This window comes from Bacillus proteolyticus (assembly GCF_001884065.1).
Classification (GTDB): Bacteria; Bacillota; Bacilli; order Bacillales; family Bacillaceae_G; genus Bacillus_A; species Bacillus_A proteolyticus.
In genome coordinates this window covers 23,638-37,683 of sequence record NZ_MACH01000159.1, presented here as the reverse complement: position 1 = coordinate 37,683, position 14,046 = coordinate 23,638, and the positions used below count along the sequence as shown (strand labels likewise).

Sequence of the window (14,046 nt, the reverse complement as noted above, 5' to 3'; positions counted from 1 at the left end):
TTAGTTACGTAATGGCTTTCCTTTTACAAGCATGTGCTGCATTCTTGCTTGTGATTTCATCTCACTTACTAAGCTAATAAATGCTTCACGTTCTACATCTAATAAATACTGCTCATCAACTTCTGTTCCGTACGGCACTTTTCCGCCCGCAATGACATATGCAAGTTTCTTCGCAATATGAAGATCATGTTCAGAAATGTAACCTGATAAATGCATTGCTTCTGCACCAAGTACAAGCGTTGCATAGCCTGTTTCACCAACAACAGGTATCTTTTTACGAATCGGCGCTTTATAACCCGCTTCATATAAAGAAAGTGCTTTTTGTTTCGCATCATATAGTAAGTGATCACCATTCACACTAATACCGTCTTTATCGCCTAAGAAGTTGTTCGATACAGCTTCTTGTGCTGATGTAGAAACTTTCGCCATCGCTACAGATTCGAATACTTTATTCGCAACTTTTTGCAGATCAAACTCTACACCGTTTGGCATTTTATTTAAGTGTTTAATGTATAGCTCTTTATTACCGCCTCCGCCAGGGATTAAGCCAACACCAACTTCTACTAAGCCCATATACGTTTCGCTAGAAGCTTGAATGCTAGCTGCTGGTAAACAAACTTCTGTACCTCCGCCAAGCGTCATACCATATGGTGCTGCTACAACTGGCTTAGAAGAGTACTTAATTTTCGTCATTGCATCTTGGAAGTTTTTCACGACCCACTCAATTTCAAAGTAGTTGTCGTCTTGTGCTTCCATTAAGATCATTGCAAGGTTCGCACCAACGCAGAAGTTCTTCGATTGGTTTCCGATAACAAGACCTTTATAATTCTTCTCTACTTCATCAACAGCGTAGTTAATCATTTGCGTAATATCCATACCAATTGCATTGCTCTTTGAATGGAATTCTAAGCAAAGGATGCCGTCACCTAAATCAATTAAGCTCGCTCCGCTATTTTTCTTTAATACACCATTTTTCGCTTTTAATTGTTTAAGAGAAATTGCCTTTTTATTACGTTCGATTAGCTTATATTCGCCATTATCGTAATAGTAGCTATCTCCGTTATCATGTTTATAGAAAGTAGTGAAACCTTTCTCTAACATTTCTTTCACCCAAGTCGGAACAACTGCACCGTTTTCTTCCATCTTTTGAACAGACTTTTCAACGCCGATTGCATCCCAAATTTCAAATGGCCCTTGCTCCCATCCGAAGCCCCATTTCATCGCTTGGTCAATCGCAACGATATCGTCCGCAATTTCTTTATGAAGTTTTGCAGAGTATAAAAGAGTTGGTGTAATGATGTTCCATAACAACTCCCCTGCACGGTCTTTCGCGTATACAAGCGCTTTCAATTTATTCGCTAATCCTTTTTCTTGCTTACTTAACTCTACGGATGCAGCTTTTAATTTTTTGCGCGCTTCGTATTCCATCGTTTCAGGATTTAATTCTAAAATTTCTTTTCCTTGTTTTAAGAAGAAGCCTTGACCTGTTTTGCTTCCAAGCCATTTTTTATCAAGCATGTCATGCATGAAAGCTGGTACTTTAAATACATCACGCTCTTCTTCTTGTACATTTTCATATACGTTATTTGCAACATGTACAAATGTATCTAAACCGACAACATCTAATGTGCGGAACGTTGCGCTCTTCGGACGACCAATTAATGGACCCGTTACAGAATCAACTTCTCCAATGCTATATCCACGCTTAATCATTTCTTGAAGCGTTACAAGCAAGCCGTACGTACCAATGCGGTTTCCAATAAAGTTTGGTGTATCTTTTGCGATAACAACGCCTTTTCCAAGAACGTCTTCGCCAAATAATTTCATGAAGCTTAATACTTGTGGATCAGTTTCTTTCGTCGGTATTACCTCTAGAAGTTTTAAATATCGTGGTGGGTTAAAAAAGTGTGTGCCTAAGAAGTGTTTCTGGAAGTCGTCTGAACGACCCTCTGCCATTTTTTCAACGGAAATGCCTGATGTATTTGAGCTCACAATTGAGCCTGGTTTACGAACAGCATCTACTTTTTCAAATAGTTTCTTCTTTATATCTAAGTTTTCAACTACTACTTCAATAATCCAATCTACATCAGCTAGACGCTCAAGATCATCTTCTAAGTTACCTGCTTCAATCAGTGCTAAATTTCCTTTCACTGTCAGAGGAGCTGGTTTTTGCTTTAATAGTTTTTGCACAGCCGTATTACTAAAACGATTTCTCACACTTTTATGTTCTAATGTAAGTCCCTTCGCTTCTTCTTCTTTCGTAAGCGCAGGTGGTACAATATCAAGCAATAATGTCGGAATACCAATATTAGCTAAGTGTGCCGCAATTCCTGAACCCATTACGCCTGAACCTAGAACAGCAGCCTTTTTAATTTGGAACATCCATTTCTCCCCCTATTCTTGAATGAATGCTCATTCAATTTTTCGACATAAGTCGCAATCAATGAGTGAGCCTCTACTAATAAATATATGATACAGTTTGAATTTTCGCAATATATTTATTGATAAAATTTTCTGAAACAAATATATTTCTTTCATTTGGCTATGCTATACATGTGTATTTTCTTCATTAAAATGCACTTTTCCTTTTTATAATCTGACGAAACTGGAGGAATATATATGGCAAAACTTAAGAAGAACCCTTCAAAAGCTGGAATTAGCGCAGCAAGCGTAACTGGAAATGCAGGTCCGCATAATCACGGTGTTGAAAAAGGGCGTCAAGGTAATAACCAACAATATAAGAAGCATAATATGGGCGAAAAATAACGCTATATTTTTGGGCAGAGAACGTGGCATAATGATTAATGGCTGCTTTTTCTGCCCAATTTATTTGGAACAAAAGAGGGAATTATAATGAAACGAACAATAGTTATGATTGTAATGATTGCTACACTGTTTACAGGGATGATTTTCTTCTCTTATGCTCACAGACAACAAGCCGTAAGAGCGGATCAACCTAGTATTACTGGGCAATATGGAATTACAATCGATGCAGACACAGGTGAAATTTTGTATGGAAAACGCGAGGATGAGCGCTCTTATCCGGCTAGTATAGCCAAAATGATGACAACTCTTCTCTTACTTGAGAATGTAAAAGAAGATGAAGAAATTACAGTTACAGAAAACGCAATAAAAACAGAAAGTCAAAGTAAGAAGATTAAGCTTCGTGCTGGTGAAAAATTAAAACGTGATGAGGCATTAAAACTTATGCTTATCATTAGTGCAGACCCGATCGCTGAGTCAATTGCAGAACATATCGCAGGATCAAAAAATGAGTTTGTGAAAATGATGAATGCTAGAGCGAAGGAACTCGGGACGAAGCATGCAACTTTCAAAAATGCAAGCGGTGCTGATGCACTTGGAAATAAAGTATCACCTTATGACATTGCTATTATTACGAAAGAAGCCTTGAAGTATCCGATTGTTTTAGAATATATGAATTCAATACATACAACACTACATACTTCAGAGCGCTCTCCAAAAATCGCAAACTATGGACGAGAAGAACTATATGACGATCCATATGCAATTGGAAGTAAAAGCGGTTTATCTGCACTCGGAAAATATACAGTCGTAACTGTTGATGAAAAAAACGGTAAACGTGTCATCAATGTCGTATTATCTTCTACTCGTACACAACTATACCCTGATACGAAGAAAATGGCACACTATGCATTTCAGCAATTAAAATAACCAAGGAGAATTTTCTCCTTGGTTATTTTTTGATCATACCTTTTAATACGAACGCAACGTTCGCTGGACGCTCTGCTAGACGGCGCATGAAGTAACCATACCAATCGTTTCCATACGGTACGTAAACACGCATTTTATAGCCTTCTTTTACTAGCTCAAGTTGACGCTCTGTACGAATCCCAAATAGCATTTGGAATTCAAATTGATCCCTTGAAATATTGTGTTCTTCGGCAAGTTTTTTCGTATATTCAATAATTGCTTCGTCATGTGAAGCAATTGCAGTATAATTTCCATTTAATAAGTGCATTTTAATAATTTTTTTATAATTGTCATCTACATCTTTCTTGTCTGGGAACGCTACTTCTTCAGGTTCCTTATAAGCCCCTTTTACAAGACGTAAATTAGGATTATAAGCATTTAAATCTTCAATATCTTTTTCTGTACGATATAAATAAGCTTGAATAACTGTACCAATATTATCGTACTCAGATTTTAATTGTTTAAAGATATCGATTGTTTTTCCGCAACGCGTATAGTCTTCCATATCAATTGTAACAAACACACCGTTTTCTTTTGCAGCTTCTAAAATACGACGCATGTTGTTCATTACGATTTCATCAGAGATATCTAATCCCATAGAAGTCATCTTTAAAGAAAGTTGTGAATCAAGACCTTCTCTTCCAATTGCACGAATCGCTTCAATCGATTGGGTAGCCATTTCATTTGCTTCTGCTTCATTATCAACGAATTCACCTAAATAATCGATTGTTACACAAAGACCTTGCTTATTTAATTGTTGAATTGCAGCTGTCGCTAATTCAATCGTCTCCCCTGCGACGAAGCGACCTGCACCAAAGCGCAAACCGTACTTTTTAGCCAGTTTTGTTAGCGCTTTATTTTTAGATAAGAAAAGAAACGAATTTCGCATTAATTGTTCCATGTAATTCACCCCTATGACTGTACTTTATCTGTTTTTTACCCCTCTTCGGAATTATATCATTGTTTAAAATTATTTGATACAAATAATTATTTAGATAATTTATAAAATACTATAAAAACATTTAAAACCCCATATTCTCGCTTACAAATATGCCGGAAATATTTTTCGACATTTATAAAAAACGGGTTTACTAGGCAAAAAATAAGCATGTCGAAAATATTCGACATGCTTATAAAACCCTTTATATTCCATGTAAATTATATAAGGATATTAATATAGAAAACTTGAGGTAACATTATCTCAAGCTTTTTTACTTCTCATTTCGCTTCTCATCATTCAGCTTTTTAATATTCGTAATTAACTGTACCATCTCTTCTTTCGCATCTGGATACGTCTCATTCCAGTGCTTCACTAAAGCCGGCATCGTCTTCGCTATGTAAGAATACAGTGCCCACTTCTGTACCTGCTCTTTTCTCTCTTCATCGCTCTCTCCAAGTAATAGTTCCGTGTATTTCTCTAACAACCCGTCAAATTGTTCGTTAAACTTTTCACTCATCTTATCTACCTCCTATATGAAAAAAGCAGCGAAGATCGCTGCTTTTCCTTATAATTTTGATCGAACAGAGTTTAATTTTTTCTCCATTGTGCTTACTTTATCACGACGATCATCGATACGAATTGTTGTTGCAACACGCTGTGCACCTTTCATATATGGAACTTCATGCATTTGTTGAATTACTTCTAGAATGACAGGAAGATCTCCTTCAATAATTGTATTCATTGGTGTTAATTGATACTTCACGCGATCTGCATTTTTCTCTAGCACCTTTTGTACTTCTGCTACATATTCACTAACACTTGGATTACCTGTTCCTACTGGAATAATCGATACGTCAACAATTGCCATAGTAGTCTTCCTCCTATAAATTACTTCTTATATATCCATTGTCTATTTTACCAAAATCTTTATCATTTTAATAATTTGTTATTCGTCTACTTTAAACTGCTCAACCAATCTTTCTAAGTCCTACATATTCTCTGTCAAACTTTCCATCGTATGAGCCACTTTTTCTAAATGATTAACTTGTGACTCAGTAGCAGCATTAACCTCTTCAGAAACAGCTGTACCTAATATTACAAACATCATAGAAATCAGCACCGAAAATACTACTGCAATTTTTAAACGTAAACTTCTCAACACTTGTGCAAAAACAAATAGTTCATTATCCTTAACATATAATCTCATTCGTTCGGAGGGAACTATGCTACAAAAATTCGGTTTCTCACAATATGAAAGCCAGGCCTATGAAGTTGTCGTATCAAGCAACGAACCATTAGATGCAACAACTATTGTTAAACATTCAGGTGTTCCAAAAGCAAAAATATACGAAGTGTTAGCACGCCTAATTGATAAAGGGATGGTAATGGATTCTGTTTCAGAAAAGAAAAAGTTGTATACAGCATTACCACTCAAGCTAGCAATTGAAAAATTAACGACAGAATTCCAATCTAATATTAAAGAACTTGAAAATAATATTTCTAAAAAGTCATTTACAGATGACCGCGTTTGGAGTTTAAAAATGCAGTCTTCTATTAAGGTACAAAGTAGGCAACTTGTAGAAGATGCAAAAGAATCTATACGCATCTCTGCATGGAATGATACCCTTTTAGAATATCTTCCTTTACTAGAACAAAAAGCAAAACAAGGCGTCCTAATCGAGTCCCTCATAGTTGGAGAAGTAGAAACAGACTTAGAAAACATGCATTTTCTAATCCCAACTGAAGAGCCTAACGCATTAGAGCGGTACTTACTACTCATCGTTGACGATCGTGAAATTTTATTTGCTGGTGTAGAGCAAGAATCATGGCAAGCGATGAAAACAATGTCACAACCTTTCGTGAAGTTCTTTACAGAATTTTTCTATCATGACGTTGCACTTGCAAAGATTACCCAGAAACACCATGATCTCTTTATGGAAGATGAGGAAATTAAGAGTTTGTTGATGAAGTTGAGATACTAAAAAAAACGCCTTTATTACAAGGCGTTTTTTTCTACATTTCTTTTCTATTTTTCACCCTTAACACATATGCACCAGCAATAATAAAACTAATTCCTAAAACGAATAAAGCCGTAAATTCATTGCCGACGCCGCCAGTAGCTGGTAAACGCACTTCATTATGAGTATTAGGTTGTTGCATCGGCTTCACATCAGCGGAAGGTTTTACTTCTCCATTTGGTGTTGGCTTATTTGACTTAGAAGGAAGCGATGCCTTTTCTTCTTTCTTATTTTTCACAATATGTTTAATAATTTCTCCATCCTCTTTTATTTCAAATGCGAATGTCTCTTCATTTATTACATATCCATTTGGCGCTATTGTTTCTTTATACGTGTACTTTCCGTATGGTAGTTTGAATTTCGCTACACCTTTTTCATCCGTTTTCCCTTTTACTACTTCTTTCCCTTGTTCGTTGTAGATTGTAAACTCTGCATTTGGCAGTTTCGTATTTCCATCTGCTACATCTACTTTCGTTATTTCTAATTCACCTTCTACCTTCTTATCTTGGACAATATGTTTAATAATTTCTCCATTCTCTTTTATTTCAAATGCGAATGTCTCTTCATTTACTACGTAACCATTTGGCGCTATCGTTTCTTTATACGTGTACTTTCCGTATGGTAGTTTGAATTTCGCTACACCTTTTTCATCCGTTTTCCCTTTTACTACTTCTTTCCCTTGTTCGTTGTAGATTGTAAACTCTGCATTTGGCAGTTTCGTATTTCCATCCGCTACATCTATTTTCGTTATTTCTAATTCACCTTTTATATTTTCATTTTTCAACTCTAATAAAGCAGTTTCACCAGTTTTCACTTCAATTTTTTTAACACTTCCGTCTAACACATATCCAGCTGGCGCTTGAATTTCTTTGACGCTATATATACCGATTGGAAGATTACCTAGCTCCGCAATCCCCTTATCATTTGTCGTAACATTTTGTTTAAAGTTTTCATTAGAGACTTCAAACACAGCTCCTTTTAATAATTCCTTTTTTTCTCCTAATTTCATAATCCTTAAAGAGCCTACTGATTCCCAATTTACAACTAAATCTGTACTGATTTTCTCACTATTTCTTTGTAACAATACCGTTGTATTTTGAACTTTTCCCGAGCCTTTAAAAGCTATTGCTTGTAAATTTGTTAAAGTAGACTTCACTTTTATTTTAAAATTACCACTACTCGTATCTTTCGGGATTAATATTTTAAATTTTTCGTTAATTGATAATGTACTTTTTTCTTCTCCATTTTCATTTACAATTCGAATCCCTTTAGGAGCATTCTCAAAAAGAATTGTATAAGAACCAGAAACCGCATTTGTTTGCACTGCATAAAATCCTGTTTCTAAATAATCACCTTTTTGTGTAGCAGTTTGTGGATCTACAGGATTAACTTTAAAGAATACATCTTGTGATCCAGTTTCTTTTTTTGAAGCCTCTACTAAACGCTTCATAAGATTATGTACTCGCTCATTTTTTGCAACTAAATCTTCTTCCGTTAATTCATTTGCTGCAATCCATACTGCTAATTGTGTAGCATAATGCGCTTCTTCCGTTGTCGCTACACCTAACTCAGATGGGCTTTTTTGAGGATACCCATTAACTAAAACACGATATACAGCATCAGATGTTTTTCCCATCTCAGGTAAATCCTCTCCATTAGGAGAACGTAAATCAGGCGTTAAACAATAAGCAATACTGCCCGAAGCAGCTTTAATTATTTCGGTCTTTATTTCACGATCTTTTGCTTTACTATAACTCCAATCCATTTCATACTTTTCTCTGTTCATTACTTCAGCTTTTACTTGTGGCATCGCAATTCCTAATAAAATAATAAGAGCACTTAAAAAACTAAACCATTTCCCTACCATCTTTCGTCCCATTCTCTCCACCACCATATATAAATTTCTACATGAAGCAATCTTACTGTTTCAATGTACTTATAGTGAAAAAAAGAGAATAGGTGGTTTTTTTGTAGCATCTTGTCGAATTGTTGAGAAATTTAAACAGATAAACTGCGAATTTTGAATTTCTCATTTTCATTTGACTATTGATAAATAAAGATAATTTGTGCTCAGCCCTTTAAACATAATAAAAAGGCACTTTCAAAAGTACCTTTCAAATTTACTAAAATTATATTTCTATATATCTACATATAATCATTTCCAAAATAACTACTATTACTTATTCTGCTCCTTTATCTCCGTCAACAGCTCAATAATCTTCTCATTTTGCTCCACTTGTTTTTCGGAATTTTGATAGATGAAACGAACCCATCTAAATATAAAAATTACAAAAAAGAATGGTATGATCGTAAATAGAAAACCAATTATTGAAAAATTAGAATACATATACTATCACCTCGCTATATACACCCTTCTCTCTCCTACTGCTAAATCCTTCAATTTTTTCAAAATAAAAAAAGAATCTATCCAATGATAGATTCTTCCTTCGCAAACTGAGTAGAACGCCCTCTCGTAATCGAGAAAATCGCACAAAGTAGCGCCAATATAATAAAACCGCCGCCTACCCAAGCGTTATATATAACAGATGATTTCTCAATAACAACTCCGCCTACTGTTGAACCGAGCGCAATTCCTAAATGAAGTGCAGAGTTATTTAAACCTTGCTGAATACCAGCTGATTCCGGTGCAATTTCAATTAAATAATTTTGCTGTGCTGGTGAAATAGCCCAGCTCAGCATACTCCACAGTCCCATCATAATAATGAAGAGCGGGAATGAGAATGTCATCATCGGCAGCATAAAGATTGCACATGCAAATACGATAATAATGGAAATAATACTTTTCTTTGATCCCCATTTATCAGCAAGCCATCCACCTAAGCCACCGCCGATTACTGCTGCGATTCCGAAAATAAAGTAAAACACACTAATCCAGTTGGCTTCAACATGCATTACGTCTTTTAAAAACGGTGTTAAATATGCATACAATGTTAAATGCCCCGTTAAAAACAAAAATGATGTTAACTGTGCACTTACAATTTTTTTATCTTTTAAAGTAGCAATTTGTTCTTTTATTGATAGTACCGATGTCGGTGGTACTTTCGTTAAGAACAATGAAATACAAGCAATTGCCATAACTGTTAATATCGAAATTAATACAAATGGCGCACGCCATCCGTATGCATTTCCGAGCACAAGACCTAGCGGTACTCCAAGTACAAGTGATCCACTAATCCCCATGAAAATGATTCCAATTGCACGCGCACGAAAATGCGGTTCTACTACACTAGAAGCAAGTGTTACCGATAGTGCAATAATAAGCGATCCACTCGCTGCACAAATTACTCTCGAGAACATTAACATCCCATAATTTACACTAAATGCCGAAACGATATTTCCAATTAAGAAAATTGATAATGCCACAACATACAATTTCTTTCTTTCAAACTTACCTGTTACCGCTAATAAAACTGGCCCTGATAGAGCGAATACTACTGAAAATATTGTAATAAGCTGACCAGCTGCACTAATCGACACACCTAAATCATTGGCAACTAAATCGAGCGTTCCTCCTATAATTAGCTCAACCGTTCCGACTACGAAAGCCGCAATAGCTAAAATATACACACGAAAATTCAAGTCTTTCCCCACGCTTTCCTTTTTGGTTACTACGACTATAGTAACCAAAAAGGAAAGTGTAAGCAAGTACAATTTTTTTACAGCAAAAAAAGCAGGCGTATAATACGCCTGCCTTCAAACATTAAACTCCAGTTTCTTTCTTCTTGTTTAAGTACCAATACACCGGAAGTCCAGTAAATACCATTCCAATCGATAAGAAACAACTTACCGGATCGTTAATAATCGCACTTCCAAGTACAAACAATGACCCTAAAATCGCAACGATTGGTACAATTGGGAATAACGGTACACTATATGCACGCTCTTTATCCTTGTTACGTCTTCTTAAAATGAAGACACCAATAAACGTCATTACGTAGAAAATATAAATAATGAATACGGAAATCTCAGATAGCTTATTCGGATCACTAATAAGCATTAAAATAATTCCTAATATGATTTCAACAGTAATCGCATTTGCTGGTGTTTTAAATCTTGGGCTTTCCTTTGCAATAAACTTAGAAAACGGAAGGTGTCCACGCTCTGCCATCGACATCGGAATACGTGGGAACGTTAAAATCTTTCCATTTAAACAGCCGAAAATAGAAATGATAATACCGATACTAATAATTTTTCCACCATATTCTCCAAGTAACATGCCCGCAGCTGTCGCTGTTGCATTTTCTCCAAGGTCTACAATTTTCGCTGCTGGTAATACATTTAATAACGCTAAGTTAATTAATACGTAAGCAGCTGTTACAATTAAAATCCCAACTGTCATTGCCTTCGGTAATAATTTTGTTGGGTTCTTCATTTCTCCGCCAATAGAAGCAAGTAAAATCCAACCATCATAAGCAAATAAAGTTGCCAAAATTGCCATCCCGATACTTTGATTTTCTGATATCGGTACAACTACATTGAAGATATCACTATTCCCTTTCCAAAACCCTAACACAACAATTAATATAATCGGAATCATCTTCCCAACTGTCGTAACGGTTTGAACGATGCCTCCATATTTTGTTCCCATACTATTTATAACGCCTAGGAACACAACTGTTCCAATTGCAATTGGTAAATTCCAGACTTTATCTAAATAGAAAAAATTAATCATTAAAGAACTAAAGTACAAACCTAACGTTCCTATAATAGCTGGACCATATACAATCGTTTGCATCCAGCCAGATAAATACCCCCAAAAGCTTCCGTAAATCTCCTCTAAATACGTATACAACCCACCATTTTTCGGAATTTGCGCTCCAATTTCGGCTACTGTTAAACCACTTGCTAACGTCAACAGACCACCAATTACCCAAGCCCAAATAGCCATATTAGAACTCCCTGAGTAATCTAATACGCTCCCTGGTTTCATAAACACACCAGACCCAATAATAGTTCCTACTACGATAGAAAGTGCCACTGTTAAACCAATTTTGTTTTTCTCATCATGATGCATGCTGCGTATCCTCCTTCCAATTCTAGTGTGATGCAAAAATGAAATAAAAAAACACTCCTCCCTAAAAAAGGGACGAGTGTTGTATTCGTGGTTCCACCCTTGTTTCAATTCGCAAAGTGACATACTTCACCAATTTCTCAAGTCTAAATAACGGTTTTTGCCGGCAAGCAATTACTAGATATCCGTTCACTGCTGCAGTTCAAAGGGGGTAATCGATTTTCCCGTATTAGGAAGCTCACAGCCAAAGGCTTCCCTCTCTGAGAATCGTAAAAAATTGATCATGTCCTCATCATCACTTCTTGATGTCGAATTTTGTAGTTATTTCCCATTATATTGAATTGTTAGAAAAAATCAATATATTTTTTATATAACATAAGAAATATTTCTCTTCTTATATTATAACAGAAGCTACTTTATTTCTCTAATCTCCTCTTCCACGAACGCCATAAGATCGTAAATGAAATTATATCGATAATTCGACAAAAACGACAACGATAGCACTCTAAATACTAAAAGGAGGCTGTTCCAAAGACAGCCTCCTCGCATACGTACCTTTCGGTTGCCCACACGGAAGATACAACATTGTTCAATTATTTATCTTCGTTTTTCATGAAAAACTTATGGTGCGGAAGATCCACATTTAATTCTGCTAATTGTTTCTTTTCATTTTCTAAAATTGCTTTCGCTTTTTCTTTTGTTGCTGCATCTAAATTCGCGAACATGTCTTCATGCTTCTCTTTCTCTGGAAGTTTCACGCCTAGTTCCGTCAGCTTTTCTTTCACTTGCTCACGTGTTAATGTTCCGGATTTTTCTTGTTCTAAAATCGACTTCGCTTTTTCTTTCGTCGCTTCATCTAGGTTCGCGAACATTTCCTTACGCTTACCCTTCTCTGGGAATTTCACACCTAATTTTGTTAATTCCTCTTTTGCTTGCTCACGTGTTAATGTTCCGGACTTTTCTTGTTCTAAAATCGACTTCGCTTTTTCTTTCGTCGCTTCATCTAGGTTCGCGAACATTTCCTTATGCTTACCCTTCTCTGGGAATTTCACACCTAGTTTTGTTAATTCCTCTTTTGCTTGTTCACGTGTTAATTTACCAGATTTCTCTTGCTCTAAAATTGATTTTGCTTTTTCTTTCGTCTGATCATCTAGCCCTGCAAACATATCCTTGTGCTTACCCTTCTCTGGGAATTTCACACCTAATCCCTCTAACTGTTTCTTTGTATCATCCATAATCGTTTTTACTTTTTGTTTTGTCGCTTCATCTAAATTCTTCTTCGCAGTTTTTGTAGGTTGCTCAGCCGCCGGAGTATTCGTTGCCGCAAATGCTGGTATACTCACTCCTCCTATAATTCCAAATGATAAAGCACCCGCAATTGCTAAATACCCAACTGTTTTCTTCTTCATAGGAAATTTCCTCCTTCATATTTCTAAAGCATGTACACTTTCGTATACAATGCCAATAGTAATGTTGGTTTCTTAAAATTTCCTTAACGATTTAAATAAAAAACACCGCTCATCATGAGCGGTGTTTCTCTATGCATTTTGTAATTGTACTTCTTCACGTTCCATTACTTTTCTTAGCACAATTGTTTGTGTCATTGTAAATAAATTACCTGTAATCCAATACAGCACAAGTCCTGATGGCGCCGCAAATCCCATAAATAGAATCATTGCCGGCATCATAATTTGCTGCACCTTCAGCATCTGCACTTGCTCTCCAGGCGTTATATTTGATTGGAATACCTTCATCTGGATAAATGTCGTTAACGCTGCAATAATCGGTAATATATGATATGGATCTGCATGTCCTAAGTTCACCCATAAAAATGAAGATGTACGAATCTCTTCAGTTCGGCTAATCGCATAATACAAAGCAGAGAAAATCGGCATTTGTATAAAGATTGGCCAGCAACCAGCTAACGGATTCCAACCACCTGATTTCATTAGTTCTGACATTTCTTTTTGATACTGCTTTTGTTTTTCAATATCTTTACCCACATCACCGTGTTTCTTTTTCAGCTTCTGTAATTCAGGTTGCATTTTTTTCATTTTCATTTGACTACGATATTGCGAAACAGCTAACGGAATCAGTGCTGAACGAACAACAAGCGTAATGACAATGATCGCAATCCCAAAGCTTCCACCAGATATATGATGAGCAACAAATTGAATCATATACGATATTGGATATACGAAATAATGGTTCCAAATTCCCGTACTATGTGAATCTATTGTGCCTGCATTACTGCAACCAGATAAAACAAAAACAAGTAATAATGATAAACTAATGAGCGCAGCTCGGTTTGATTTTAACATGTT

The 14,046-nt window shown here is 36.0% G+C and carries 13 protein-coding genes and 1 other annotated feature; of the genes, 3 read left to right on the top strand and 10 right to left on the bottom strand.

What is annotated here, in order from left to right; genetic code table 11:
• The gene (locus BAQ49_RS29085) at positions 1-2,382 is read right to left on the bottom strand and encodes a 3-hydroxyacyl-CoA dehydrogenase/enoyl-CoA hydratase family protein (RefSeq protein ID WP_071748126.1); all 2,382 of its coding nucleotides are present in this window, start codon (positions 2,380-2,382) and stop codon (positions 1-3) included.
• A gap of 237 nt (positions 2,383-2,619) precedes the next feature.
• On the opposite strand from BAQ49_RS29085, the gene BAQ49_RS29080 reads away from it, so the two are divergent.
• The gene (locus BAQ49_RS29080) at positions 2,620-2,766 is read left to right on the top strand and encodes a YuzL family protein (protein WP_001096344.1); all 147 of its coding nucleotides are present in this window, start codon (positions 2,620-2,622) and stop codon (positions 2,764-2,766) included.
• An 87-nt stretch (positions 2,767-2,853) separates the two neighbouring features.
• The gene (locus tag BAQ49_RS29075) at positions 2,854-3,693 is read left to right on the top strand and encodes a D-alanyl-D-alanine carboxypeptidase family protein (RefSeq protein ID WP_071748125.1); all 840 of its coding nucleotides are present in this window, start codon (positions 2,854-2,856) and stop codon (positions 3,691-3,693) included.
• A 22-nt stretch (positions 3,694-3,715) separates the two neighbouring features.
• Here the strand turns inward: BAQ49_RS29075 and BAQ49_RS29070 are convergent, their stop codons facing one another.
• The 4 genes from BAQ49_RS29070 to BAQ49_RS33195 form a co-directional block, all read right to left on the bottom strand.
• Complete coding sequence (locus tag BAQ49_RS29070) at positions 3,716-4,633, bottom strand: proline dehydrogenase family protein (RefSeq protein WP_002174080.1); 918 nt, start codon at positions 4,631-4,633, stop codon at positions 3,716-3,718.
• A gap of 310 nt (positions 4,634-4,943) precedes the next feature.
• Complete coding sequence (locus BAQ49_RS29065; RefSeq protein WP_070145375.1) at positions 4,944-5,189, bottom strand: YusU family protein; 246 nt, start codon at positions 5,187-5,189, stop codon at positions 4,944-4,946.
• A 48-nt stretch (positions 5,190-5,237) separates the two neighbouring features.
• Entirely contained in the window at positions 5,238-5,540 is a 303-nt protein-coding gene (locus tag BAQ49_RS29060) for an MTH1187 family thiamine-binding protein (RefSeq protein ID WP_071748124.1), read from the bottom strand.
• Positions 5,541-5,660: 120 nt separating this feature from the next.
• Positions 5,661-5,834 (bottom strand): hypothetical protein, encoded by a 174-nt coding sequence (locus tag BAQ49_RS33195; RefSeq protein ID WP_165616088.1) that lies wholly within the window; start codon positions 5,832-5,834, stop codon positions 5,661-5,663.
• A gap of 61 nt (positions 5,835-5,895) precedes the next feature.
• On the opposite strand from BAQ49_RS33195, the gene BAQ49_RS29055 reads away from it, so the two are divergent.
• Positions 5,896-6,654: a TrmB family transcriptional regulator gene (locus BAQ49_RS29055; RefSeq protein WP_071748123.1), complete on the top strand. Its 759-nt coding sequence runs from the start codon at positions 5,896-5,898 to the stop codon at positions 6,652-6,654.
• Between the two features lie 31 nt (positions 6,655-6,685).
• On the opposite strand, the gene BAQ49_RS29050 is transcribed toward BAQ49_RS29055, so the two are convergent.
• The 5 genes from BAQ49_RS29050 to BAQ49_RS29025 form a co-directional block, all read right to left on the bottom strand.
• Complete coding sequence (locus BAQ49_RS29050) at positions 6,686-8,569, bottom strand: MSCRAMM family protein (protein WP_071748122.1); 1,884 nt, start codon at positions 8,567-8,569, stop codon at positions 6,686-6,688.
• A 545-nt stretch (positions 8,570-9,114) separates the two neighbouring features.
• Positions 9,115-10,362: an MFS transporter gene (locus tag BAQ49_RS29040; protein ID WP_116733518.1), complete on the bottom strand. Its 1,248-nt coding sequence runs from the start codon at positions 10,360-10,362 to the stop codon at positions 9,115-9,117.
• A gap of 49 nt (positions 10,363-10,411) precedes the next feature.
• Positions 10,412-11,725: an APC family permease gene (locus BAQ49_RS29035; RefSeq protein ID WP_071748120.1), complete on the bottom strand. Its 1,314-nt coding sequence runs from the start codon at positions 11,723-11,725 to the stop codon at positions 10,412-10,414.
• Between the two features lie 65 nt (positions 11,726-11,790).
• Positions 11,791-12,027: a binding site (T-box leader), on the bottom strand.
• A gap of 288 nt (positions 12,028-12,315) precedes the next feature.
• On the bottom strand, positions 12,316-13,131 hold the full coding sequence (locus tag BAQ49_RS29030; RefSeq protein ID WP_071748119.1) for a hypothetical protein: 816 nt from the start codon (positions 13,129-13,131) through the stop codon (positions 12,316-12,318).
• A gap of 129 nt (positions 13,132-13,260) precedes the next feature.
• Positions 13,261-14,043 (bottom strand): membrane protein insertase YidC, encoded by a 783-nt coding sequence (locus BAQ49_RS29025; protein WP_071748118.1) that lies wholly within the window; start codon positions 14,041-14,043, stop codon positions 13,261-13,263.
• Positions 14,044-14,046: the final 3 nt, after the last annotated feature.

Coding starts and splice junctions, on each gene's coding strand:
- BAQ49_RS29060 (WP_071748124.1), bottom strand. CDS start 5,540: ATGGCAATTGTTGACGTATCGATTATTCCAGTAGGAACAGGTAATCCA.
- BAQ49_RS29065 (WP_070145375.1), bottom strand. CDS start 5,189: ATGAGTGAAAAGTTTAACGAACAATTTGACGGGTTGTTAGAGAAATAC.
- BAQ49_RS29025 (WP_071748118.1), bottom strand. CDS start 14,043: ATGTTAAAATCAAACCGAGCTGCGCTCATTAGTTTATCATTATTACTT.
- BAQ49_RS29085 (WP_071748126.1), bottom strand. CDS start 2,382: ATGTTCCAAATTAAAAAGGCTGCTGTTCTAGGTTCAGGCGTAATGGGT.
- BAQ49_RS29030 (WP_071748119.1), bottom strand. CDS start 13,131: ATGAAGAAGAAAACAGTTGGGTATTTAGCAATTGCGGGTGCTTTATCA.
- BAQ49_RS29070 (WP_002174080.1), bottom strand. CDS start 4,633: ATGGAACAATTAATGCGAAATTCGTTTCTTTTCTTATCTAAAAATAAA.
- BAQ49_RS29075 (WP_071748125.1), top strand. CDS start 2,854: ATGAAACGAACAATAGTTATGATTGTAATGATTGCTACACTGTTTACA.
- BAQ49_RS29055 (WP_071748123.1), top strand. CDS start 5,896: ATGCTACAAAAATTCGGTTTCTCACAATATGAAAGCCAGGCCTATGAA.
- BAQ49_RS29035 (WP_071748120.1), bottom strand. CDS start 11,725: ATGCATCATGATGAGAAAAACAAAATTGGTTTAACAGTGGCACTTTCT.
- BAQ49_RS29050 (WP_071748122.1), bottom strand. CDS start 8,569: ATGGGACGAAAGATGGTAGGGAAATGGTTTAGTTTTTTAAGTGCTCTT.
- BAQ49_RS29080 (WP_001096344.1), top strand. CDS start 2,620: ATGGCAAAACTTAAGAAGAACCCTTCAAAAGCTGGAATTAGCGCAGCA.